Genomic DNA, 21,226 nt, shown 5'->3' with positions numbered 1-21,226 from the left:
GTGAAAAGGCCGCGCACTGGGTAGCGCGCGGCCTTTGCAATTGCGAGCGGAAAATCAACTGTGCCTGCCTAGTATCCGAAGCCTCATACGGCGTCGCTTGTCGAGACCCTAGCGCTGTTGCAGCGCCAGCCGGATGCCCAAGGCGCAATAGATACCGCCGACAGCCTTGCCTTGCCATCTCAGCACCGTCGGGTTTCGGCGCAGGAATGCACCGAGGCCGCCCGCACCCACGGCGAAAACCACCGTGCTGACGAGGCCCAACAGAACAAAGATGACGCCCAATATCGCCAGTTGAAGCATCACCGATCCGTTTTCAGGCCGCACGAACTGCGGAAGAAATGCGAGGAAGAAAAGCGCGGTCTTGGGATTGAGAACCTCGGTCAAAACAGCCTGCCGAAATGCTTTGGAAGCGGGGATCGCAAGTGCGCCGGCGGCCGGATAGGCCGGCGTTTTCTCGATGATCGCGCGAATGCCGAGATAAATGAGGTAGGCTGCGCCGATGTACTTCACGATGCTGAAAAGCGCCGCCGACGTGGCAATGATCGCCGAAATGCCGACGATAGCCATGAAGGTGTGAACCACGTCGCCGGCCGCGATCCCGGCGCCGGTCGCAATGCCCACCCTGGTTCCGGAACTGGTTGCCCGCGCCACCGTCAGAAGAGTGGCGGGACCCGGGATGAAGACAAAGCCAAGCACAACCGCGACATAAGCTATCAACGTGGCGAGATCGATCATTGGTGGGCTTCTCCGCAACTTTCATCCTCAATGAAGGCATGTAGCGGAACGGAAGGCAATGATCGCTCATCCGCCGATGTTCACGCCGCAAGCTCGGCCTTGCCTGTCACCTTGAGCGCGAAGGCGTAGGTGAAGGCGATTTCCCCCAGCCTGGAGAACCGGCCGGAGGCACCGGCATGGCCTGAATCCATGTTGATCTTGAATAGCACCGGATTCCCACCTGTCTTGCGGTCGCGCAACCGCGCCACCCATTTGGCCGGCTCCCAATAAGTGACGCGCGGGTCGGTCAGGCCGGCCAGCGCCAGGATCGGCGGATAGTCGAGTGCGGCGACATTGTCGTAGGGTGAATAGGCGGCGATGGTCCGGTAATCCTCCGCCGAAGCGATCGGATTGCCCCATTCCGGCCATTCCGGCGGCGTCAGCGGCAAGCTGGCGTCGAGCATGGTGGAGAGCACGTCGACGAAGGGAACCTCGGCGACGACGGCGCCGAAGCATTGCGGCGCCATGTTGGCGACGGCGCCCATCAGCATGCCGCCGGCCGAACCGCCTTGCGCAACGATGCGGTCATGCTGCGTATAGCGTTCGGCGACGAGGTGGTGGGCGGCAGCGACAAAATCGGTGAACGTGTTCATCTTGTTCGCCCGCTTGCCGTCGTCGTACCAGCCATAGCCCTTGTCCTTGCCGCCGCGAACATGGGCTATCGCGTAGACAAAGCCGCGGTCGACCAGCGAAAACAGATTGGTATTGAACGCGGCCGGCACGGTGATGCCGTAGGAGCCGTAGCCGTAAAGCAGGCAAGGCGCCGACCCGTCGAGCGGCGTGTCGCGGTGATGGAGGAGCGAGATCGGCACCAGTTCGCCGTCGGCGGCAGGCGCCATCAGCCGGCGCGTGACATAGTGCTCCGGGTCGTGGCCGGAAGGCACTTCCTGGGTCTTGAGCAGCACCCGCTCGCGGGTGCGCATGTTGTAATCGAAGACCTGCGCCGGGGTCGTCATCGACGAATAGGAAAAGCGCATGATCTCGGTGTCGTATTCGTAGGAGCCGGACAGGCCGAGCGAGAAGGCCTCCTCGTCGAAGGAGATCAGGTGCTCCTCGCCGCTCTTGCGGTCGCGTACGACGATGCGCGGCAGGCCTTCCTTGCGCTCGAGCCGGACCATGTGGTCCTTGAAGCCGATCACCGAAAGGATCAACCGGCCCGCTTCGTGCGGCACCAGTTCCTGCCAGTTGGCGCGCACCGGATCGTGGGCCGGCGCCGTCATGATCTTGAAGTCCTTGGCGCCGTCGGCATTGGTGAGGATGAAGAAGATGTCGCCGCCTTCCTCGAGTTCGTACTGCAGGCCCGTCTGGCGCGCCGCAACCAGCTTCGGCTCTGCGAACGGATCGTTGGCGCTCATGATGCGGTATTCCGAGGTCTCATGATCGTTGATGCCGATCATGATCCACTCGTTGGAGCGCGTGCCGCCGACATCCATGAAAAAGCCGGGATCGGTCTCCTCGTAGATCAGCCGGTCGTTTTCAGGACCGTCGCCAAGCGCATGGAACAGCACTTTGGAAGGACGGTGGTTGGGGTCGAGGCGGGTGTAGAAAAAACCGTCATTGCCGGCATCCCACACACCGCCGCCGCCGGTGTCCGGGACCCTGTCCGCCAGATCGTTGCCGCCGGCCAGATCGCGGATGCGCAGCGTGTAGAATTCGGAACCCTTGTCGTCGAAGGCCCAGAGCAGCTTGCTGTGGTCGTGCGAATGATCGACGCCGCCCAGGCGGAAATAGGGCTTGCCCTCGGCCTCGGCATCGCCGTCGAGCAATATCTGCTTGTCGCCGCCGTCACGCGCCGTGCGGAAATAACGCGGCTGCTGGCCGCCAAGCTTGAAGGAGGAGCCGTAGGCGTAAGGTCCGTCCTTCATCGGCACGGAAGAATCGTCTTCCTTGATGCGTCCCTTCATTTCCGCGAAAAGCTGCTTCTGCAGTTGGACCGTATCGGCCATCAGCGCCGCCTGGTAAGCATTCTCGGCTTCGAGGTGGGCGCGGATTTGGCCGTCGAGCAGGGACGGATCCCTGAACATCTCTTGCCAATTGGCGGCCCTCAGCCAGGCATAATCGTCCGTCCGTGTTATGCCGTGATGCGTGTCGAAGATCGGCCGCCTCTCCGGCTGCGGCGGCGTGGCGGTCGGAAACACTGGGGTTCTGGTCATTGCGTCTCGCTGTGGAAGCTACTTGAATGGCGAATGAACACGCCGAGCAGCGCGGGTTCAAGGGCTATGATCTATTGTCGTGGTGGCTCGAGAGGACGGGCTGGAGGAGCGGATAACGAATATTTCTTCTCGGACTGCCGCGGTTCTCGCGGTCGCTGCGATGACCCTGCCAGTGCCGGTCAATCTCATGCAACTGCCTTCGCGGCTTGGCAAGTGGCCGATATGGCTGGGTCTACGGAAATACACTACCCCATTTCAATGATACAGCGCACCGCTCCGGCGACGGCTCACGAGCAACAGTAACACAGCGCAACCTATGATTTTACTGAACCGCCGATCATCCAGGCTGTAATGCCGCCGGCAGGGTCAAGCATCGAGCTCTATTTACCTGCTGCCGTTTGTGTAATGGCTGCTTGCCGCGGCGTCAGTCGATGCTGGTCTGACCAGAAAAAACGGCAAAGTTACACTTTGCACGAAAGAGTGAAGCTGAATGAGGAATATTTGACTTGTATCGCTGAATAGACCGCAAGAAGCGAATTGACTTACTTGGCGCTCAGGCTCATTAAGATGCCGCGACGCGAATCGCGGAGGCTTTTTCCTGCACAAGTTCGCGCGATGCCCTGCCTGCCAAAAATAGGGTGTAAACAATTCTCGTTGGGACCTGAACGCGATGGATATTACCGAAACACCTTCCAGAAACAGTGACGCGCTGATCGAGCTCACCGCCGATGTGGTGGCCGCCTATGTCAGCAACAATCCCGTGCCGGTCGGCGAACTGCCGAACCTCATCGCCGATGTCCATGCCGCTCTCGGGCGTGTCGGCGGGGCCGCCGAGCAGCCGCCTGCCGACAAGCAGAAGCCGGCGGTAAATCCGAAGCGGTCGGTGCATGACGACTACATCATCTGTCTCGAAGACGGCAAGAAGTTCAAGTCGCTCAAGCGTCACTTGATGACCCACTATGATCTCACGCCCGACCAGTATCGCGAAAAGTGGAACCTGGACCCGAGCTATCCGATGGTTGCGCCCAATTACGCGGCCGCCCGTTCGCAGCTCGCCAAGAAGATGGGTCTCGGCCGCAAGCGCAAGGGACGCTGACAAGCGGCTCTTCCGGTTTGATACTCAAACGGCGCCTGCGGGCGCCGTTTTGTATTATGGGGTCAAGGTCGAACCCGCCATGCCCGCCAGCAACTGCCGTGCGGTCAGGCGGTCTGCTTCAACGCTGCCTCGGCGTCACGCTTGATGCGCTTGACCATCGAGCGGAGACCATTGGCGCGCTGCGGCGACAGGTGCTCGTCAAGTCCGAGCGCCTTTAGCGTTGCCTCGGCGTCGGTCCTCTGGATTTCACTGGCCGGCCGTCCCGAAAACAGCGCCAGCATGATGGCGACCAGGCCGCGCACGATATGCGCGTCGGAATCGCCCTTGAAGGTGATAACGGGGTCGACACCCCCGCCTTGCTCGGTAGTCAGCCAGACCTGGCTGACGCAGCCCGGCACCTTGTTGGCTTGTATGCGTTGCTCATCGGGAAACGGCGGCAGCGCTTCACCCAGTTCAATCACATAGCGATAGCGGTCTTCCCACTCGTCGAGCAGGGAAAAGTCGTCGCGGATGGTCTGGATCGTCGTCGTCATGCTCCCGGATATAGTGATCCGGCGCTGCCGCGTCACGGAAAAAGAGGAGAAACGCCGCAGGCGCCGGGCATGGGGAGCCTTGCGGTCCGGCGATGAATTCGGCCGAAACAGTCTCAGTTCTTCGCCGGCAAGTGCAGTTTCGCCGGCAGATCGACTTTCGCCGGCAAGACGATTTCCCCGGGCACGCTGCCGGTAGTCGTCACTGTATCGGGTTCAGCGGCCTTGTCGTCCAGCATGGCAGCCGCGATCTTGGCGGTCTCCTTTGCCCGGGCGGTGATGGTATGCATTGCCGATTTGCCGGTCTCGCACACGTCCGGCTTGCGCTCGCAGATGCCAGCGATATCGCCGACGGCTTCGCGCGCCGCAAACAGCGCCTGGAGCGGCCCGACGCTTTCGCGGCCCGCATCATCGGCGCCGACACCCAGCGGCAGCGCCAGAAGCACCAGCGAAAACCAGAAAGCAGCTCTTATCAGAAAGCCCATCTGTCTGTCCTTTATGACGGTCATGCCTCCGAACCGCACGACCCTTGTACCGCGATACTGACACAGACGCGCAAAGGACGGCTTGTCCCGAAAGCAACAGTTTTCCTCAAATTTTAGGCAGATTCGAAACGAAGCGTTTTGAAGTTCATTTGCCTCGAACGGTTCAGATTTTATTCAGCAAATAATAACTATCCAACCTATTGTTTTTCATGATCATTTTCTTAATCGGCGACAGGTTGATGCCATTGGTCGCAGGTGCAGGCGCGGGCGGTGTGGATAACGCTCCGTTTACTATGGCGACAATTGCCCCGGTTTTTCCCCGCCGGTATCCCGATATTTGCAGCCAGCCGGGGGACGATCAGCCCAGCCTTATCCATTCCTTAAACGCTGGATGCGAGTTTCGGATCGACAAAAGCCGCCTGCAAAGCAGGGCCTTTCACGACCGGGTGCGTTGAGTTGAGTGCGATCAAGGCCAGATACGCCGAGTTGCCGGGCGCGATAGCCGCCGGTTGCGAACGGATGGTTCATCCGTCCGTACTCGGCCAGAGCGATCGTCGCCGCCACAGCCGGTTCATTGGCGTCATGCTGGCGGCGCCTTTCTTCAGCGCGGGTGCAGCGGTGACGCTGGTCACGTCGGGAATGGGCGCGGCCGTGACTGTGGCTGCGATCTTTGCGGCGTTCGGCCTTTGCTGGTTCGCCGCCCTGCTGGTGGCTGCCTCGGGCAAGATGACCCTGGCCGGCCAACTCGCCTTGGTCGTCGGCAGCGTTGCCCTCGGTGCCCTTATCGCTGCCGCCGGCGGTGTGGCCTCGCCGGTTGCCTTGCTCGCAGTGGCGCTGCCGTTTGAAGCGTGGTGGATCGGCCAATCGCGCCGTGCCGTGGTCTGGGGCGCCATATCGGCCTTTGTCGCAGTCTTGCTGCAGCCTTTAGCCGGTTCAGTCTTGCTCGCCCACCAGACCGAAATCGCCGCATGGCACTGGCTGGTACCACTGGCCTGGGCACTCACGCTCATTCCGCGTATCGCTCCGCTTCGCGGCGCCGCCAACGCACAGCTCGATCCGGCCGGCAGCCACCGGCTCGAAGCCCTGATCGACGCCGTCGTGCTGCGAATCGCTGCGCATGGTGAGGTTCTGGACGTCTCGGCTAAGGCACGCACTATGCTGAGGCTGCCGCCGGAGCTGCTTTTCGGCACCGGACTTTTCGATCGCATCCATCTGTCCGACCGCGTCCCGTATCTCAGTGCGCTGGCCGATATGCGCGATGGCGCCCTGTCGCACCGGCTCGACCTTCGCGTCCGGCTGCCGCAGAGCAGCGGCGTGACGGCCGACAATTACCGGCCGTTCTCGCTCGAGATGATGCGCGCGCCGGGGCAGGAGACTGTCTTCACGCTTCTTCTGCGCGAGAACGACGAACTGGCCGGACTGCGCCAGGAGCTTGCCGCTGCCAATGAGGCGGCTGCCTCCGCCGAGGTGGCGAAAGGACGCTTCCTTGCCGTCGTCAGCCATGAGTTGCGCACCCCGCTCAATGCCATCATCGGTTTTTCCGACATGTTGCTGCACGAGATGTTCGGCAGCTTCAAGGATCCTCGCCAGAAGGAATATGTCGGCTTGGTCAGGGATTCGGGCCAGCACCTGCTTGCCGTCGTCACCTCGATACTCGACGTATCGCGGATCGAATCGGGCGCTTACGCGACCGAACCGGAACCGTTCCGCTTCCGCGAAGCGGTCGAGATGTGCCAATCGATGATGCGCCTGCAAGCCGAGGCAAAGGCTATCGATCTGCAGGCCCAGATCGCGCCGGACGCAGGCGAAATAAATGCCGACCGTCGCGCCGTGCAGCAGATCCTGATCAATCTCGTCTCCAACGCGATCAAGTTCACGCCCGAAGGCGGCAATGTCGTCATCGGCGCCAAGCGCATCGGCTCGCGGCTGCATTTCTGGGTCCGGGACACCGGCATCGGCATCGCCGAGGAAGATTTCGCCAATCTCGGCAAGCCGTTCATGCAGATCCAGAACGACTATACCCGCCGTTTCGAAGGCACAGGCCTCGGGCTTTCGCTGGTGAAGGGGCTGGTGGCGCTGCACGAGGGCACCATGTCGATCGAAAGCATGCCTGGCGAGGGCACCACGGTGACGATCAGCCTTCCCGTGAACGGCCCGACGGGCCGCTCGGCGGAGAAGGCCGGCGTGGTGCCGATGTCCGCAGTCAAAGCCAAGGCGGACGGTGGCAAAGGGGAGAGCAATGGGTCGCTCCGCAAAACAGCCTAGGGCGGTCAAACGCCGCGGCAATGCCTTCGGGCACGGAGCGATGGCGCTGGGCAGCCTGATCTCGCGCAATCCTGTTGTGGTCGGCGGCTCCACCGCGTTCCTGGTGACGCTGTTCTACGTCTCGGCGAACGCGCTTTGGTACCAGCCTTTTCCGCATGCCGGCGCGTTTTTCGCCACGAGGAGTATCGAGCGCTTTCCCCGGGCGGACAGCGACGAGCCCGAAACCACCATCAATATCGTGCGTCCGGCCGCTGCGCCGATGAAGAGCGACCCGGTCGTCGAGCAGGTCCAGGGCATATTGAAGGATCTCGATTTCTATTCCGGCACCGTCGACGGGATTCCCGGACCGAATACGCGCAAGGCCATCCAGGCCTATCAGCAGAAGGTCGGATTAAATGCCTCCGGCGAGATCGACAGCGTTTTGCTGGATCAACTGGGTGCCACGCCGACGACCGCAGCCGTGGTGCCGCATCCGGTGCCGCGGCCGGTCGAAACGGCCGCTGTTCCAACCGCCATTCCAGCGTCCGCACCGGCAAATGCGGTGGCGCAAACACCTGATCCCCGCATCGTCAAGATCCAGGCCGGACTGAAGGCGTTCGGCAATGACGACATGCGATTGGATGGCGTCGTCGGCGCGCGCACCAAGGCCGCGATCAAGGAATTCCAGGCGCTGTTCGGCTTGCCGGAGACCGGCGAGCCCGACGAGATCGTCTACGTCAAGATGCGCGAGATCGGCCTGACCAACTAAGGGTCGAAACGGCCGCTCGCCGATCGCCTCGCAAAGACCGGTTACGGTCTTCCGGCCAATGCTGTAAGGACCGCCGCATGTCCAGGACTTCTCCATGCGGGTAACCACCGATCTGTGGGTGTCGGCGCTGTTGCGCCGGGTTTTCAGCGCCGGCGGCTTTGCCGCCGTGGTCAAGCGCGGCGCGACGGAAGCCGGCGCGGTTTTCGTGCTGGCGCGGGGCAGGCAAGGGGAGATGGCGCTGTTCGGGCCGGCGCCGCAGACGAGTTACGATTCAGCCAGGCCGGACGACCGTTTTTTCAGCCTGCTTGGCGAAGGCGACGATGCCGCCATCTTCGACGCGCGGCTGGAGCGCGAGAAGAGATTCGATCCGGATATCTGGGTGGTCGAGATCGAGGCGGGCGCCATTCGCGTCGAGGAGCTTATCTCGGTCAAGGCGTCTTAACGGCAAGCCCTTCAGACGCGACGCGCCTTTGGGGTGGCGGTCATATCGGCGCTGTTCGGCTTGCGCAGGTCGGCATTTGCGGCGACGCGCCCAGGCTTGCGAACGATTTTCGACACGGTCTCGGCCTTCCAGCCGCGGAGCCTGTCCAACGCCGCGTCGCGGTGCAGCAGGCGGTAGCGGTCGAGGAAGATGCGGATCGCCTGCGGGTGCGGAAACTCGGTCGGATAGATGGCGGCCGTGATCAGGAACGCCTTGTCTTCGCTGAGGTCGAGCGCGCGCAAGGCGGCCAGCAGCGATGTGTAATTGTGGCTTGCGGTGAGCGTCCGCGCCGTTGAAAAATCGACTTCGAGCGCATCGGCGAGCGCTGTCTGGAAGAATGCCGCATTGCCGGTCAGCGCGGTCTCGCGCAGCTTGACATAGGTTTGTGGCTCGACGAACGGACTGATGGAGGCGCCGCTCTCGGCGCGCATCATGGATCGCAACCGGCGGCGTACAGTTTCAGCGGCATCGGAAGCCTCTTGCCTGTTGACCTCGCCCGCAACCACTTCGGCGTTTTCGGACGCGGCTTTGGCGGTTGTTTCCGGCTGCTGCTGCGACCGCACCAGCGTCGGCCTTTCGAGCACTTTGATGAGATCCGCGATCGTCTGATTGAGATCCTTGCGGCGGGCAATGGCACGGGCATGCGGCAGGCCGTGACGTCCGATCAGCGCGATCAGGTCGACGTCGCTGAGGGCGCGCGAGCGGATGAGCAGCGGAGCGGCGATGTCGACCCGCTCCTGGCAAAGCCGCCGCACCAGCGCGGCGGGTGCATATTCGCATTCGGAAAGGGCTGCCGCGACGTAGCGGCGCGATTCGACCGAGACATTCTCGAACAGCGGCAGCGTCAGGTCTTCGAGCTGCGCGATTTCCCGGCGCGAAGGCCGGGTGAGCGAGCAGAACGCCGATACCGCGGCGCGAAACAGCCTTTCGGCCTTTCCCGATTCAGCTCCTGCTGCGATTTGCCTGAAATCCGAAGCTGACACGAAGGATACGCCCGACACTCGACACGATCTGGACAGCGCTCTGCCGGGCTGTACCGGTTTCGCGTTTCCCAAGAACAAAGATCAATTTAGCGGCGATCCGTTAGCGCTCCGTTAACCTACTGCCTTCTTAATCGACTATGGAGGCGTTGCGTTGTGCTCCGGGGCAACCGAGAGGAATACGCGAACCATGGGCATGGTACTGTCTTTCGTGCCGCGAACGGCGGCAACCAATCGAGCACAACAAACCGCGCCGGCGGCAGTGATCATCTTTCCCGGGGTGCGCTACGAACAGCGGCCGCTGACCGGCGAAACGCGGCCGGCCGGCCCCGACAAGCCGGGACCTTCGGGAACATTGCCGGTACCGCATCACTGAGCATCGGAACCGGCTTAAAAATCCTGCAGTTCGCAGGAACTCTGTTCGAGAAACCGCGAGACGATCGGCTTCCAGCTGTCGTCGGGCACGAACGAACGGATGACGAATACGCCTTCCTCTATCGGCGCCTCGACGAAGATGGCCCCTTGCAGTTCCTCGGGAAGATCCTTGCGGACCTCGATCATCTGGGCCGGCGTCAGCACAACGGTGTCGAGCATGCCTGCGGTCGCGCTGTGGTCGTTGAACGAGTAGATGTTGTGGCCGCCACGGTCATAGACCGATATCGACCAGAACGGCACCTTGCCCGGCGCCTTGACCCGCACCATCCCCTCGGCAAGATCGAAACGGCATGCCGCCGCATAAAATAGCGGATCGACCGATTTCACCACCGGCGCGCCGCCGGCTTCCGCGTCGAGCCTGGTCATCTTGTAGAGATCCGAAGCCATGGCCAATCGCGACCAGGCGTCGCGTTCGGAGAACTCGGGGACGAGCAGCAGCACGATGATGTGCACGATGCCGGCGCCGAGCAGGCCGAGCAGCACGGCATGCAGCAGGCTACGCATTGCAGCCGACCTTCTGGATTTGTGGCAGCGTGACGTCCGAGAGACCGGTGCTGCTGGCGATCGGCGTGTCGTAGAACGTAAGCACCAAGTACATCTTGCCGGCGCCGCTGGTCAGCAGCCAGTTGCCGGGCGCTGGGCGGCTGCCGACGGAAATGACCACCGAATTGTCGGCCTGGCGCAGCACTTGATAGGACTGCAGCGCAGCCGGCCTCGGCTTGCCGGTCTCGACCACGCCAAGCGACTGGTCGGCGGCATAAAGCGTCCAGAACCGGGCGGTGGGAAAGCCGCCCGCGATCTTGTAGGCACATTGCCGCTGGAGCTGTTCGCCGCCGGAATCGCGCTCGGCTATGAAGGACAGTCCTTCCGCCTGTCCGAGCGCCAGCACGCCTTCGCGAGCCACGCGGGCCTTCGAATAGGGATCTGCCGTCGGCGTGCCGATATCGGGGAAGGCGGTCCATTGGCCGATCCTGATGGCGCCGACGCCATCCTGCAGCTTCAGTGCATACCAGACGCTGCCGCCACCGCCGACGACGGCGATGGCAAGCGAAAGCAGTGTCAGGAAGGCGTTCTTGAGCATGAGGAGGCAGGGAACCGAAGGCCGGGACTGAAAGATTGCCGCTCGGGGATATCGCGGCGCAGGGCCTTGTGGCAAGCGGCCCCGCGCAATTGGGCGTCACAGCGCCGAGAGGGCTTCCGGTGCAGCGGGCGCGTCGAGCACGGGTGCCGCCTGGAACAGCCTGGTCAGTTCCTTCAGGGTCTGGGTGGTCCGGCTGGACAGCACCGGCGGACGCTCGGCGGCGGCATCGGCAGCTGCCTGTTCGGCGTTCTTCTTTTCCGCTTCCTCGGCCTTGGCGGCAATTTCGGCATCGACGAAGGGGTGATCGAGGCCGGGAATCGGTCTGAGGTCGATATTCTGGTGCGCATAGACCATCAGCCGCTGCCACACCATGGCCGGCAGCGTGCCGCCGGTCATCTTGTTGGTCGCGGTGAAGTCGTCATTGCCGAGCCAGACGGCGGCCGTGTAGTTGCCGGTAAAGCCGACAAACCAGGCATCGCGGTAGGACTGGGTCGTGCCGGTCTTGCCGGCGACGACGATGTTTGGAAGGGCCGCGCGCCGGGCAGTGCCGATCACCGGCACCGCCGCCAGCATGGTGTTCATGTATTTGAGCGCCTGCTCCGACAGCACCCGATGCGGCGGCGGCGCATCCTTGGCGAAGTCGTAGACCACCTCGCCGGTACGGGTGAAGAGTTGGCTGACGCCGTGCCGGGTTCCGGCAAGGCCGTTCTGGGCAAATACGCTGTAACCCGTCGCCTGGTCCATCACGGTCATGCCCGACGTGCCGAGCACCATGGTCTTGTGCGATTCCAGCGGCGACTCGACGCCCATCGCCTCGGCCATGGCCTTGATCGGCTTGATGCCGAGATAATCCTTGGCCAGCCGCACCGGCACCGTGTTGATCGATTTGGCCATCGCCGTGATCAGCGTGACGTTGCCGGCCGACCCGCCATTGTAATTGTGGGGCGACCAGCTGCCCCAGGAGATGGGTCCGCCGGAAACCACCGAATCCGGCGTGAAGCCATGCTCCATCGCCGTCGCATAGACATAGGGCTTGAACGAGGAGCCGGTCTGGCGAAGCGCTTTGGTGGCGCGGTTGAACTGGCTGGCGCCGTAGTCGCGGCCGCCGACGATCGCCCTGACCGCGCCATTGGTCTCGATGACGACGATGGCGCCCTCGGTGACGTTGTATTCCTTGCCGAACTGGCGGAGGTGGAACTCCATCGATTCTTCGGCCGCCTTCTGGATGTTGGCGTCGAAGGTGGTGTGGGCGACAAGCGAGTGCGGGCCGCCTTTGGCGGCGATCTTCTTGACCTCGTCGAAGGCCCAGTCGAGGTAGTAGTCGGGGCTCTTCTGCTCGCCGCGGTCGACGATTTCGGCCGGGTGTAATCTTGCCTGCAGCACCTGGCCTTCGGTCATGAAGCCGGAATCGACCAGGTTGGACAGCACCACATTGGCCCGCGCCCGGGCGGCGGGCAGGTTTATGTGCGGCGCATATTTGGTCGGCGCCTTGAACAGGCCGGCCAGCATCGCCGCCTCGGCAAGGTTCAGGTCCTTGACGCTCTTGCCGAAATAGAAATCGGCTGCCGCCTCGATGCCGAAGGTGCCGCCGCCCATATAGGCGCGGTCGAGGTAAAGCTGCAGGATTTCCTTCTTCGACAGATTGGCTTCGAGCCACAGCGACAGGAAGGCTTCCTTGATCTTGCGCTCGAATGTCCGCTCATTGGTCAGGAACAGGTTCTTGGCCAGCTGCTGGGTGATGCTCGAGCCGCCCTGGACGACGGAATTTGCCCGCACATTCTCGAATATGGCGCGCGACAGGCCGAGCACATCGATGCCGTAATGGTCGAAGAAACGGCGGTCTTCGGTCGCCAGCACCGCCTTGATGACATGGTCGGGCATCTCGTCGACCGGCACCGAATCGCGCTGGATGATGCCGCGCTGGCCGATCTCGTTGCCGTAGCGGTCGAGGAAGGTGACGGCGAAGTCGCCTTGCGTGCGCCAGTCGCCGGCGGTTATCTGGAAGGCCGGCAAGGCCAGCGCCAAAAGGACGACGATGCCGCCGGCACCGAGCGTAAAGCCTTCACTCAACAGTTCGATCAGGCCGCGGCGCCAGCCGTCGACACGGAAACGCCGCGAGAAGATGGTCGCCGCTTCCCAGAACTGGCGCGCCCTGAAGCCGATTTCGTAGACCGAGGAATCAATCCACGCATCCACCGCCAGCAGCCTTGCGGCGATCGGACCTCTTCTCTTGCGTGGTTCCAAAGGACTGGCCATTCCAGGATCCGGCTGCGGCGATGCCGCCAACTGAGAAACCGCATGCCGGCAATTTCACGGCGGCGCGCCGCTATGACTATTCGTCCATTTTGGCGCTGCCTACAAGGGCGATGAAGGTTCCGCGCTTGCGCGAGGTGCCGAGCATTGGCAGTCGTCACATGGGACGCTTGTCCGCGATCTTTTTCGGGTCGCGGCCTATCATGCCGGCGTTGGCTTTCCTGTGCTTGTCGGCAAGCCTGCGAATGCGATCGAAGCGGCTTTCCTCGGCCACTTCGATTTTCGCCGCTGCCTTTGGCTTCGGGACGAATGCGATCATTGATCGATCTCCTTGCCGATGGTGCGCGCCGGGGAAGATACCGCGGCGGCTGTCTTTCAGGCTTGTTTCCGGCAGTGGCTGGTCAATAGCCGATGCCGCCGGGCGAAGCAGCGGCTTCCTTCGCCGGAACGTCGGTGATCATGGCTTCCGCCGTGATCAGAAGCGCCGCAATGGAGCCCGCGTCCTGCAGCGCCGTCCGTACCACCTTCGCCGGGTCGACGATGCCGGCCTTGATCATGTCGACATAGACCTCGTTCTGGGCATCGAAGCCCTGATTGTGATCCTTGCCCTCGGCGAGCTTGCCGACGACGATCGAACCTTCGACGCCGGAATTCTCGGCGATCTGCCGGATTGGCGCTTCAAGGGCCCTGAGCACGATCGAGATGCCTGCCGTCACATCGGCATTGGCTCCGGTCAGCCCCTTCAGCACAGCCTTGGCGCGCAGCAACGCGACGCCGCCGCCGGGAACGATGCCTTCTTCGACGGCCGCGCGCGTGGCGTTCAGCGCATCGTCGATGCGGTCCTTCTTTTCCTTGACCTCGGATTCGGTCGCGCCGCCGACGCGGATGACGGCAACGCCGCCCGCCAGCTTGGCGAGACGTTCCTGCAGCTTCTCCTTGTCATAGTCGGACGTGGTTTCCTCGATCTGCCCCTTGATCTGCTGGACGCGCGCCTGGATGGTGGTCTTCTCGCCGGCGCCGTCGATGATCGTGGTGGTGTCCTTCTCGATCAGCACGCGCTTGGCGCGGCCGAGCATGTCTATGGTGATGTTCTCCAGCTTGATGCCGAGATCCTCGGAAATCATCTGTCCGGCGGTGAGCACGGCGATGTCTTCCAGCATCGCCTTGCGGCGGTCACCGAAGCCAGGCGCCTTGACGGCCGCTACCTTGAGTCCGCCGCGCAGCTTGTTGACGACCAGCGTTGCCAGCGCTTCGCCCTCGACGTCCTCGGAGATGATCAGCAGCGGCCTGCCGCTTTGCACCACGGCTTCGAGGATGGGCAGCAGTGCCTGCAGATTGCCGAGCTTCTTTTCGTGGATGAGGACGTAAGGGTCTTCCAGCTCGGCACGCATCTTCTCGGCATTGGTGACGAAATAGGGCGAGAGATAGCCGCGGTCGAACTGCATGCCTTCGACGACGTCGAGCTCCGTTTCGGCGGTCTTGGCCTCCTCGACGGTGATGACGCCGTCATTGCCGACCTTGTCCATCGCCTTGGCGATCATGGCGCCTACGCTGGTGTCGCCATTGGCGGCAATGGTGCCGACCTGCGCGATCTCGCCTGAGGACTTGACCTTCTTGGCGCGCGCCTGGATTTCCTGGACGACGGCGCTGACGGCAAGGTCGATGCCGCGCTTGAGGTCCATCGGGTTCATGCCGGCGGCAACGAATTTGGCGCCCTCGCGCAGGATGGAAGCGGCAAGCACCGTGGCGGTGGTGGTGCCGTCGCCGGCAAGGTCGTTGGTCTTCGAGGCCACTTCGCGCACCATCTGCGCGCCCATGTTTTCGAACTTGTCGGAAAGCTCGATTTCCTTTGCCACGGCCACCCCGTCCTTGGTGACGCGCGGCGCGCCGTAGGCCTTGTCAATAATGACGTTGCGGCCTTTGGGGCCGAGCGTCACCTTGACGGCGTTGTTGAGGATTTCGACGCCGCGCAGCATGCGGTCACGCGCGTCGGTGGAGAATTTGATTTCCTTGGCAGACATGATCTTTTCCAGTTCGGTTGTCGTGGCAAGGCGCTTGCAGCGCCTGAATCAAAGCTCGGAGCGTCCTTTGCGCGCGCGCGGGAGGGCGCGCGGCCTTCCAATCAGGCGGCCTTCTTGGCAGCCACGGTCTTGTCGATGATGCCCGTCTCGCTTTTTTCGATGATGCCCATGATATCGGCCTCCTTCATGATCAGAAGGTCCTCGCCGTCTATCTTGACCTCGGTGCCGGACCATTTGCCGAACAGAATGAGGTCGCCGGCCTTGACGTCGAGCGGGATCAGCGCGCCGCTTTCGTCCCGCGCGCCCGGCCCGACAGCGATCACTTCGCCTTCCTGCGGTTTTTCTTTGGCATTGTCGGGGATGATGATGCCGCCCTTGGATTTGGTGTCGCTTTCGGCGCGCCGAATGACGACGCGATCGTGGAGTGGCCGGAATTTCATGGGGACTCTTTCTGGGGCCAGCTTAGGCGGCCGCCCCTCTCTATAGGCGCCCTGGCACTCGATTGATAGGAGCGCCAAAAAATATTCATAGGGCACATGAAATATTGAACGTATTATCTTGCCTGGTTATCCCCTGGTGTTCGGGCCTTGCCGAATATTAATGAAATTGAATTTCTATCTTTGAACACCTATTTTATGGTGAATTCACATTCACGACTTTCGCTGCAAGGGAGATTTTACCGATGGCCGAAGGCAATCAGAACATCATGGAAAAAGCTCAGGCCCGCTTCATGGAAAATCAAAAGAAGACGGCGGAGCGGAACAAAGCAACTGCCGAATATCTCTCGGAAGCCAAGGCGAGGAGCATCAAAACGGCAAGGCTGAGGGAATTGCGACTGGCCAAGGAAGAGGCGGACCGCGCGGCGGAAGCTCTGAATCCGGTCGCACCAAAGAAGAAGCGGGCGTCACGGGCAGTCAAGAAGGCCGTATCTGCATCGACGGAGGCGAAATCATGAGCCTGACATTTCCCAATCCCAGCCGCAGCTACGACGAGGCAAGCAAACGCATCCGCTTCGTCGGCCATGACGGGATGTTCCAGATTTCCTTCTCTGTCGCAACCGATGCCATCTCCAAGATGCAGCCGGGAACGGCGGCCTCAGAAGCTACCTACCTGGCAGCCTTCGACACGGCTTCCAACTCGATCCACGATGTCGCCAGGAATGCCTATGCCCGCACCCGCAGGAGCATATATGTGCTGACTGCGGCCGATTTTCGCTAGTCCGTCGCGATCCGTCCACAAGACGCTTTGTCAGGGCTTCCGGTCCGCCTTCGCTCGCCGCTTGACGTCGCGACCGTTCAGCCGGTCGACCATCGCGTCCGCATCGCGCGTGTTCAAACTGGCCGTGAGTTGCTGCTTGAGCTCGACCGGCTGGCCGGTGAAGACGTCGAAGACGGTCCAGCTGTGAGGATGTTCCATACGGAGCGCGTAGCGCTTTGCCATCTTGGGTCCTTTCGTTTCCGCCCAATCAATGAATGTCGCTCGATCAGGCCTGGGCGATGAAGAATACTGCCGCCACGACAAGCACCGTCCACAAAACGACGGACAGCTTCAGGGCCAGGCTACCGTACGCCGAGAGCACCTCCCGAGTGTGGTTGACCAGACTCTTGACGGTCATCGACATGGTCGACGCCGCAATCGCGACCGGCGGCGCCTTGGCCCCAAGCTTTCCGAAGACAGGCAGCAGCGACGGCTCGCGCACGAAAAACGACCTCGAATGTCTGGAAACCAGACATCGTCATAGCATCCTTTTTTCGAACTCCTGCATGCCAAATGACTTCGCGCAGGTTGGCATCACCCTCAAGGGTCCGTGGCGCGGACGGCCGGGGCGTCGCGCATTCCAGGAGCAGGGCTTATTGCCGAGATCATGAAGGTTCATAATCCGCATGAGACGCGCTGATTCGCGCTTTGGCGGGATGCCTTCATGCAACGCAGCTACGCAGCCGGGAGGTCGACGCGACGGACGAAGGGAAAGACGATGACCGCGCCGGCCGTCGAATTGCAGAAGGCCATATTCGAGGCAGTGAATGACGATCCCGATTTATCGGCGGCACTGGGCGACGCACGATTGTTCGACCGTGCGCCGGAAAATGTTGCGTTCCCCCACATGACCTTCGGCCGCACCAGCGTCTACGATTGGGCAACGGGAATGGAGAACGACGCAGAACAGTTGCTGACGTTGCATGTCTGGTCGAAATCAGAGGCCAGCAAGGAAACCAATGACATCATGGACCTTGTTAGCACCCGCCTGCGCGATACGGCTCTCTCGCTCGGCGAACATCGCCGCGCCTACCTCAAGCTCGAATTCGCCGAAGCCCGCTACGACGAGGACCTTTCGGCCCATCACGGGCTGCTGCGCTTCCGCGCCGTGATCAAGGACGAGGGCTGACCACCGGGCATTTTTTACAATCCGGCAATTTTGTTCTTGCTTTGTGCCGGCAGCTATGCTACTAATTCGCCTATGGTGCTGATGGCGCCAGCGACCCGCCGCAGAGGCGGGTTTTTATTTCCGGTCGGTTCGCCTGAATCTGCCTTCGGTTGCCGGATCGATTATCGAAGTCGGGGCAAACCTGAAGCGATTGCCTTTCACTGCCAAACGATGCCCGGTTGTCGGCGAAGGATCGGAGGGCTAGGTTAAACTTGGCAATTTCGCGGGATGGGCGGCGAAATGGCAATCCGGTAATCTCGCGCTTCAGGGGTGTGGCGGGCATGCATTCGAGCGTTCACCGTTCATATCACGTTCAGCACCGGCGCGTTAGAACGCTGACCATGAAAACCCTTCGCTCCCACTTCCGGACCGCGGCACTGGCGCTGTCAGCCGCCGGTCTGCTTGCGTCGCAGGCGATGGCGATCCCCGTTGTCGTGCCCGAGCAGCCCCAACCGGTCGTCCTCGCCGCCTCCGACTGCTATGCGATCGGCCAGCAGGTGGCCGAGCAGAATGGCGGCACCTTGGCCAAGGCCTCGCAGTCGACACGCGGCGGCCAGCCCGTCTGCGTCATCGTCGTGCTGGTTCCGGGCAAGGAAGGGCAGCGTCCGCGTCGCTCGGAGATCGTCGTTCCGCTGAACTGAACCGTGCCGTTTCCCAGACTGCCGGAATCGGCCTATATCTGAACAGCTTCAACAGGCCTTCCGCATGCGCGTACTCGTCGTCGAAGATGACAAGGATCTCAACCGGCAGATCGGCGACGCGCTGGTCGATGCCGGCTATGTCGTCGACCGCGCTTTCGACGGCGAGGAAGGGCACTTTCTCGGCGACACCGAGCCCTACGATGCCGTGGTGCTCGACATCGGCCTGCCGCAGATGGACGGCATCAGCGTGGTCGAGCGATGGCGGCGCGGCGGCCGCAAGATGCCGGTGCTGATCCTGACGGCACGCGACCGCTGGAGCGACAAGGTTGCCGGCATCGACGCCGGCGCCGACGACTACGTCACCAAACCCTTCCACATCGAGGAAATCCTGGCCAGGGTGCGGGCCTTGATCCGGCGTGCTGCCGGGCACGCTTCGTCCGAACTGACCTGCGGGCCGCTCCGCCTCGACACCAAGGCCTCCAAGGCCGACGTCGACGGCGTGCCGCTGAAGCTGACCTCGCACGAATTTCGCTTGCTTGCCTATTTGATGCACCACATGGGCGAGGTGGTGTCCCGGACCGAGCTGGTCGAGCATCTCTACGACCAGGATTTCGACCGCGATTCCAACACGATCGAGGTCTTTGTCGGACGGCTTCGCAAGAAGATGGGCATCGACATGATCGAAACTGTTCGCGGCATGGGCTACCGCATGCGTAAGCCGGAGGCGTAACGCGGAACCGCTGCCTACAAAACCCGCCGTCTCGAACACGCCGTCGCTGCGGTCATGGCCGCGTTCGGTGGCGTTTCGCGTCATCGCCTTTTCCACGGTCTGGGCGATCCTCACTCTGGTCGTCATCTTCACCTTGATCACCACGCTCTATCGCCAGGCCAGCGAGCGCGGTTTCGACAGCCTGCTTTCGGCGCATCTGTTCAACCTGATCGGCTCGGTCGGCGTTTCTGAAAGCGGCCAATTGACCGGCGCCCCCGACCTTGGTGATTTGAGGTTCTCGGAACCGAATTCCGGCTGGTACTGGTCGGTCGAGCCTGCCTCGGAAGGCGTGCACGGCGATCTCCATTCGTCGTCGATGACCAAGGCGATCCCGTCGCCAAGCGTTGCCGAGGTGCCCTTCAATGCCAGCTTCCAGCGCAGCTATTCAGCGGACGGCATCGAAGGCGAGCAGTTGGAGGTGTTCGAGAGCGAGTTCGTGCTCGATGCGAAAAACCGCGCCGCGCGCTTCCGCGTCATGGGCAACCAGACCGAGCTCGAGCAGGAAATCGCCACCTTCCAGCGGCGCCTTTTGACCTATCTGTCGCTGTTCGGCGTCGGCATGATCGCCATCAATGCGATTGCCATCCTGCTCGGCCTGCAGCCGCTGCGCCGGGTCAGGAATGCGCTTGCCATGGTGCGCGAAGGAACCGCGCAGCGCCTAGATGGCCGTTTCCCGGCCGAGATCGAGCCGCTCGCCAACGAGACCAATGCGCTGATCGAGAACAACAGGCGTATCGTCGAGCGGTCGCGCACGCAGGTCGGCAACCTCGCGCACTCGCTGAAGACGCCGCTTGCCGTGCTGCTCAACGAGGGACGGGCGCTGGGTGGCGCCAAGGGCCAGCTGATCGCCGAGCAGGCCGCTTCCATGCAAAAGCAAGTGGACCATTATCTGCAACGTGCTCGCGTCGCCGCGCAGCGCGACAGCGTCGTCTACCGTACGCCGGTGGCGCCGCTGGTCCAGCGCATGGTTCGGGTGCTGCAAAAGCTCAACCCGCAGACGGCGCTGTCGCTGTCGCTGCCGGCCACCGACATCGTCTTTGCCGGCGAACGCGAGGACCTGGAGGAGCTGCTCGGCAATCTGCTCGACAATGCGATGAAATGGGCAAGGAGCGCGGTCGCCGTTTCGGTCAAGCCAATCTCCAGCAAAGGTGGCGCTGGCACGGAAGGCGCAGCCAACCTGTTCGAGATCAGCATCGAGGATGACGGCCCCGGCATTCCCGACGACAAGGCGCGCGAGGTGTTGCAGCGCGGCCGGCGGCTCGACGAGACAAAACCGGGCAGCGGGCTCGGACTTGCCATTGTCGCCGACCTTGTCAACGAGTATGGAGGCTCTCTGGCGCTGGAACGATCCATCATGGGTGGATTGAAGGCGATGGTTCGATTGCGGAGCCTTCAGTAATGCTTTTCCAGATTGCTTTTCCAGGTGGCTGGCTGCGGCCAAATTTCCGACAAACATCGACATTATGGCCGCGCCAGCTGCTGACAGCGCGGCGGTCCAGCTCAAGAAAGCCGGTATTGGCATGAAGATTCGCGTCGCGCTCGTTTCCGCCCTGCTCGCCGTCTCCGGCTGCACGACGCTCGGCAAGGGCCCGGCCGTTACGGTGACGCCGGCCTTGACGCCCCCCAGCGGCGCCAAGGTGGCGACGACGATCATCTCCGCCATGGGCGGCGGCCTCGTCGGCGGCTCTATCGGCGCCGGCCTGAGCGAGACCGAGAAGCGCAGCGCGCTCGAGGCGGAATACAAGGCGCTTGAATACACGGCGAGCGGCCAGAAAGTGGCTTGGAAGAGCGACAGTTCGGCCCATCGCGGCGAAGTGGTCGCCGCCCAGCCCTATCGCGTCGGCTCGCAGGACTGCCGGCAATACACCCATACGGTGTTTACCGGCACCGCCGGCGCCACCGCGCGCGGAACCGCCTGCCGCAATGCCGACGGCAGCTGGACGCCGCTGACGTAGAGTATCCGTGTTGGTCAAGGGAGAGATGGTCTCCAGGTCCGATTGTCCCTGAGTAGTGCGTTTGCGAGGATGATGAGCTTTCGCATGATGGCTGTGATGGCGAGTTTTGAGGCTTTGCCGTCGGCCGTGAGCTG

25 protein-coding genes and 1 pseudogene are annotated in these 21,226 nt (G+C 62.4%); 12 read left to right on the top strand and 14 right to left on the bottom strand.

Translation table 11 applies throughout. The annotated features are described in order from the left end of the window. Positions 1 to 108 precede the first annotated feature (108 nt). Positions 109 to 735, bottom strand: coding sequence for a LysE family translocator (locus NKH49_RS17630; protein ID WP_352614937.1), 627 nt, complete (start codon positions 733 to 735; stop codon positions 109 to 111). Between the two features lie 80 nt (positions 736 to 815). Next, on the bottom strand, positions 816 to 2,927 hold the full coding sequence (locus NKH49_RS17625) for a S9 family peptidase (RefSeq protein WP_352926995.1): 2,112 nt from the start codon (positions 2,925 to 2,927) through the stop codon (positions 816 to 818). Positions 2,928 to 3,597: 670 nt separating this feature from the next. Here NKH49_RS17625 and NKH49_RS17620 point away from each other — a divergent pair. Continuing rightward, positions 3,598 to 4,023, top strand: coding sequence for a Ros/MucR family transcriptional regulator (locus tag NKH49_RS17620; RefSeq protein ID WP_023677844.1), 426 nt, complete (start codon positions 3,598 to 3,600; stop codon positions 4,021 to 4,023). A 104-nt stretch (positions 4,024 to 4,127) separates the two neighbouring features. Here the strand turns inward: NKH49_RS17620 and NKH49_RS17615 are convergent, their stop codons facing one another. After that, positions 4,128 to 4,556 (bottom strand): SufE family protein, encoded by a 429-nt coding sequence (locus tag NKH49_RS17615; RefSeq protein WP_023677843.1) that lies wholly within the window; start codon positions 4,554 to 4,556, stop codon positions 4,128 to 4,130. Between the two features lie 113 nt (positions 4,557 to 4,669). Continuing rightward, a complete protein-coding gene (locus tag NKH49_RS17610; protein ID WP_352470996.1) occupies positions 4,670 to 5,038 on the bottom strand; it encodes a DUF5330 domain-containing protein in 369 nt (122 codons plus the stop codon). Positions 5,039 to 5,557: 519 nt separating this feature from the next. Between NKH49_RS17610 and NKH49_RS17605 the strand changes: the two genes are divergently transcribed. From NKH49_RS17605 to NKH49_RS17595, 3 genes are all read left to right on the top strand, one after another. Beyond that, positions 5,558 to 7,303: an ATP-binding protein gene (locus tag NKH49_RS17605; protein ID WP_352927115.1), complete on the top strand. Its 1,746-nt coding sequence runs from the start codon at positions 5,558 to 5,560 to the stop codon at positions 7,301 to 7,303. Beyond that, on the top strand, positions 7,278 to 8,051 hold the full coding sequence (locus tag NKH49_RS17600; RefSeq protein WP_352501778.1) for a peptidoglycan-binding domain-containing protein: 774 nt from the start codon (positions 7,278 to 7,280) through the stop codon (positions 8,049 to 8,051). Before NKH49_RS17605 ends, NKH49_RS17600 begins: the two co-directional genes overlap by 26 nt. Positions 8,052 to 8,145: 94 nt before the next feature. Beyond that, a complete protein-coding gene (locus tag NKH49_RS17595) occupies positions 8,146 to 8,493 on the top strand; it encodes a DUF1491 family protein (protein WP_352501779.1) in 348 nt (115 codons plus the stop codon). Positions 8,494 to 8,504: 11 nt separating this feature from the next. Here the strand turns inward: NKH49_RS17595 and NKH49_RS17590 are convergent, their stop codons facing one another. After that, positions 8,505 to 9,515, bottom strand: a complete 1,011-nt coding sequence (locus tag NKH49_RS17590) for a DUF2336 domain-containing protein (RefSeq protein ID WP_352470999.1) — start codon at positions 9,513 to 9,515, stop codon at positions 8,505 to 8,507. 187 nt (positions 9,516 to 9,702) lie between these two features. On the opposite strand from NKH49_RS17590, the gene NKH49_RS17585 reads away from it, so the two are divergent. Further along, on the top strand, positions 9,703 to 9,888 hold the full coding sequence (locus NKH49_RS17585) for a hypothetical protein (protein ID WP_292658434.1): 186 nt from the start codon (positions 9,703 to 9,705) through the stop codon (positions 9,886 to 9,888). 14 nt (positions 9,889 to 9,902) lie between these two features. Here the strand turns inward: NKH49_RS17585 and NKH49_RS17580 are convergent, their stop codons facing one another. From NKH49_RS17580 to NKH49_RS17555, 6 genes are all read right to left on the bottom strand, one after another. Further along, on the bottom strand, positions 9,903 to 10,451 hold the full coding sequence (locus tag NKH49_RS17580; protein WP_352471000.1) for a DUF1254 domain-containing protein: 549 nt from the start codon (positions 10,449 to 10,451) through the stop codon (positions 9,903 to 9,905). After that, positions 10,444 to 11,028 (bottom strand): DUF1214 domain-containing protein, encoded by a 585-nt coding sequence (locus tag NKH49_RS17575; protein ID WP_352471001.1) that lies wholly within the window; start codon positions 11,026 to 11,028, stop codon positions 10,444 to 10,446. The genes NKH49_RS17580 and NKH49_RS17575 overlap by 8 nt, the downstream gene beginning before the upstream one ends. A 96-nt stretch (positions 11,029 to 11,124) precedes the next feature. Continuing rightward, on the bottom strand, positions 11,125 to 13,284 hold the full coding sequence (locus NKH49_RS17570; RefSeq protein WP_352926990.1) for a transglycosylase domain-containing protein: 2,160 nt from the start codon (positions 13,282 to 13,284) through the stop codon (positions 11,125 to 11,127). 154 nt (positions 13,285 to 13,438) lie between these two features. Next, positions 13,439 to 13,600 carry a hypothetical protein gene (locus NKH49_RS17565; protein ID WP_352501782.1) on the bottom strand — a complete coding sequence of 54 codons (162 nt, stop codon included), beginning with the start codon at positions 13,598 to 13,600 and terminating at the stop codon, positions 13,439 to 13,441. Positions 13,601 to 13,682: 82 nt separating this feature from the next. Then, positions 13,683 to 15,302, bottom strand: a complete 1,620-nt coding sequence (gene groL, locus NKH49_RS17560; protein ID WP_352614953.1) for a chaperonin GroEL — start codon at positions 15,300 to 15,302, stop codon at positions 13,683 to 13,685. 101 nt (positions 15,303 to 15,403) lie between these two features. After that, positions 15,404 to 15,742 (bottom strand): co-chaperone GroES, encoded by a 339-nt coding sequence (locus NKH49_RS17555; RefSeq protein WP_352471004.1) that lies wholly within the window; start codon positions 15,740 to 15,742, stop codon positions 15,404 to 15,406. Between the two features lie 242 nt (positions 15,743 to 15,984). Here NKH49_RS17555 and NKH49_RS17550 point away from each other — a divergent pair, with 242 nt between their 5' ends. Together NKH49_RS17550 and NKH49_RS17545 are read left to right on the top strand one after the other, a co-directional pair. Then, positions 15,985 to 16,257 (top strand): hypothetical protein, encoded by a 273-nt coding sequence (locus NKH49_RS17550; protein ID WP_352471005.1) that lies wholly within the window; start codon positions 15,985 to 15,987, stop codon positions 16,255 to 16,257. Further along, the gene (locus tag NKH49_RS17545) at positions 16,254 to 16,520 is read left to right on the top strand and encodes a DUF1488 family protein (protein WP_254819951.1); all 267 of its coding nucleotides are present in this window, start codon (positions 16,254 to 16,256) and stop codon (positions 16,518 to 16,520) included. The genes NKH49_RS17550 and NKH49_RS17545 overlap by 4 nt, the downstream gene beginning before the upstream one ends. A 30-nt stretch (positions 16,521 to 16,550) precedes the next feature. Here the strand turns inward: NKH49_RS17545 and NKH49_RS17540 are convergent, their stop codons facing one another. Both NKH49_RS17540 and NKH49_RS17535 read right to left on the bottom strand, forming a co-directional pair. Next, positions 16,551 to 16,742, bottom strand: coding sequence for a hypothetical protein (locus tag NKH49_RS17540; protein ID WP_352501784.1), 192 nt, complete (start codon positions 16,740 to 16,742; stop codon positions 16,551 to 16,553). Between the two features lie 43 nt (positions 16,743 to 16,785). Beyond that, positions 16,786 to 17,001 (bottom strand): hypothetical protein, encoded by a 216-nt coding sequence (locus NKH49_RS17535; RefSeq protein ID WP_352471007.1) that lies wholly within the window; start codon positions 16,999 to 17,001, stop codon positions 16,786 to 16,788. Between the two features lie 276 nt (positions 17,002 to 17,277). Here NKH49_RS17535 and NKH49_RS17530 point away from each other — a divergent pair, with 276 nt between their 5' ends. The 5 genes from NKH49_RS17530 to NKH49_RS17510 all read left to right on the top strand — a co-directional run bounded on the left by NKH49_RS17530 (position 17,278) and on the right by NKH49_RS17510 (position 21,092). Continuing rightward, positions 17,278 to 17,688, top strand: coding sequence for a DUF3168 domain-containing protein (locus NKH49_RS17530; protein ID WP_352471008.1), 411 nt, complete (start codon positions 17,278 to 17,280; stop codon positions 17,686 to 17,688). Positions 17,689 to 18,068: 380 nt separating this feature from the next. Then, positions 18,069 to 18,368, top strand: coding sequence for a hypothetical protein (locus NKH49_RS17525; RefSeq protein WP_352471009.1), 300 nt, complete (start codon positions 18,069 to 18,071; stop codon positions 18,366 to 18,368). Positions 18,369 to 18,432: 64 nt separating this feature from the next. Further along, on the top strand, positions 18,433 to 19,098 hold the full coding sequence (locus NKH49_RS17520) for a response regulator transcription factor (RefSeq protein ID WP_023718390.1): 666 nt from the start codon (positions 18,433 to 18,435) through the stop codon (positions 19,096 to 19,098). 10 nt (positions 19,099 to 19,108) lie between these two features. Further along, a complete protein-coding gene (locus tag NKH49_RS17515; protein ID WP_352471109.1) occupies positions 19,109 to 20,536 on the top strand; it encodes an ATP-binding protein in 1,428 nt (475 codons plus the stop codon). Positions 20,537 to 20,657: 121 nt separating this feature from the next. Further along, the gene (locus NKH49_RS17510) at positions 20,658 to 21,092 is read left to right on the top strand and encodes an RT0821/Lpp0805 family surface protein (RefSeq protein WP_352471010.1); all 435 of its coding nucleotides are present in this window, start codon (positions 20,658 to 20,660) and stop codon (positions 21,090 to 21,092) included. Between the two features lie 14 nt (positions 21,093 to 21,106). Here NKH49_RS17510 and NKH49_RS17505 read toward each other — a convergent pair. Beyond that, positions 21,107 to 21,226, bottom strand: a pseudogene (locus tag NKH49_RS17505) (IS110 family transposase); the annotation flags it as partial.

It is taken from the genome of Mesorhizobium sp. M1088 (assembly GCF_040318575.1).
In the GTDB taxonomy this organism is placed as follows: Bacteria; Pseudomonadota; Alphaproteobacteria; order Rhizobiales; family Rhizobiaceae; genus Mesorhizobium.
This window is presented reverse-complemented; position numbering and strand designations above follow the sequence as displayed.

Coding starts and splice junctions, on each gene's coding strand:
- NKH49_RS17630 (WP_352614937.1), bottom strand. CDS start 735: ATGATCGATCTCGCCACGTTGATAGCTTATGTCGCGGTTGTGCTTGGC.
- NKH49_RS17625 (WP_352926995.1), bottom strand. CDS start 2,927: ATGACCAGAACCCCAGTGTTTCCGACCGCCACGCCGCCGCAGCCGGAG.
- NKH49_RS17620 (WP_023677844.1), top strand. CDS start 3,598: ATGGATATTACCGAAACACCTTCCAGAAACAGTGACGCGCTGATCGAG.
- NKH49_RS17615 (WP_023677843.1), bottom strand. CDS start 4,556: ATGACGACGACGATCCAGACCATCCGCGACGACTTTTCCCTGCTCGAC.
- NKH49_RS17610 (WP_352470996.1), bottom strand. CDS start 5,038: ATGGGCTTTCTGATAAGAGCTGCTTTCTGGTTTTCGCTGGTGCTTCTG.
- NKH49_RS17605 (WP_352927115.1), top strand. CDS start 5,558: ATGGTTCATCCGTCCGTACTCGGCCAGAGCGATCGTCGCCGCCACAGC.
- NKH49_RS17600 (WP_352501778.1), top strand. CDS start 7,278: ATGGGTCGCTCCGCAAAACAGCCTAGGGCGGTCAAACGCCGCGGCAAT.
- NKH49_RS17595 (WP_352501779.1), top strand. CDS start 8,146: ATGCGGGTAACCACCGATCTGTGGGTGTCGGCGCTGTTGCGCCGGGTT.
- NKH49_RS17585 (WP_292658434.1), top strand. CDS start 9,703: ATGGGCATGGTACTGTCTTTCGTGCCGCGAACGGCGGCAACCAATCGA.
- NKH49_RS17580 (WP_352471000.1), bottom strand. CDS start 10,451: ATGCGTAGCCTGCTGCATGCCGTGCTGCTCGGCCTGCTCGGCGCCGGC.
- NKH49_RS17575 (WP_352471001.1), bottom strand. CDS start 11,028: ATGCTCAAGAACGCCTTCCTGACACTGCTTTCGCTTGCCATCGCCGTC.
- NKH49_RS17570 (WP_352926990.1), bottom strand. CDS start 13,284: ATGGCCAGTCCTTTGGAACCACGCAAGAGAAGAGGTCCGATCGCCGCA.
- NKH49_RS17565 (WP_352501782.1), bottom strand. CDS start 13,600: ATGATCGCATTCGTCCCGAAGCCAAAGGCAGCGGCGAAAATCGAAGTG.
- groL (WP_352614953.1), bottom strand. CDS start 15,302: ATGTCTGCCAAGGAAATCAAATTCTCCACCGACGCGCGTGACCGCATG.
- NKH49_RS17555 (WP_352471004.1), bottom strand. CDS start 15,742: ATGAAATTCCGGCCACTCCACGATCGCGTCGTCATTCGGCGCGCCGAA.
- NKH49_RS17550 (WP_352471005.1), top strand. CDS start 15,985: ATGGCCGAAGGCAATCAGAACATCATGGAAAAAGCTCAGGCCCGCTTC.
- NKH49_RS17545 (WP_254819951.1), top strand. CDS start 16,254: ATGAGCCTGACATTTCCCAATCCCAGCCGCAGCTACGACGAGGCAAGC.
- NKH49_RS17540 (WP_352501784.1), bottom strand. CDS start 16,742: ATGGCAAAGCGCTACGCGCTCCGTATGGAACATCCTCACAGCTGGACC.
- NKH49_RS17530 (WP_352471008.1), top strand. CDS start 17,278: ATGACCGCGCCGGCCGTCGAATTGCAGAAGGCCATATTCGAGGCAGTG.
- NKH49_RS17525 (WP_352471009.1), top strand. CDS start 18,069: ATGAAAACCCTTCGCTCCCACTTCCGGACCGCGGCACTGGCGCTGTCA.
- NKH49_RS17520 (WP_023718390.1), top strand. CDS start 18,433: ATGCGCGTACTCGTCGTCGAAGATGACAAGGATCTCAACCGGCAGATC.
- NKH49_RS17510 (WP_352471010.1), top strand. CDS start 20,658: ATGAAGATTCGCGTCGCGCTCGTTTCCGCCCTGCTCGCCGTCTCCGGC.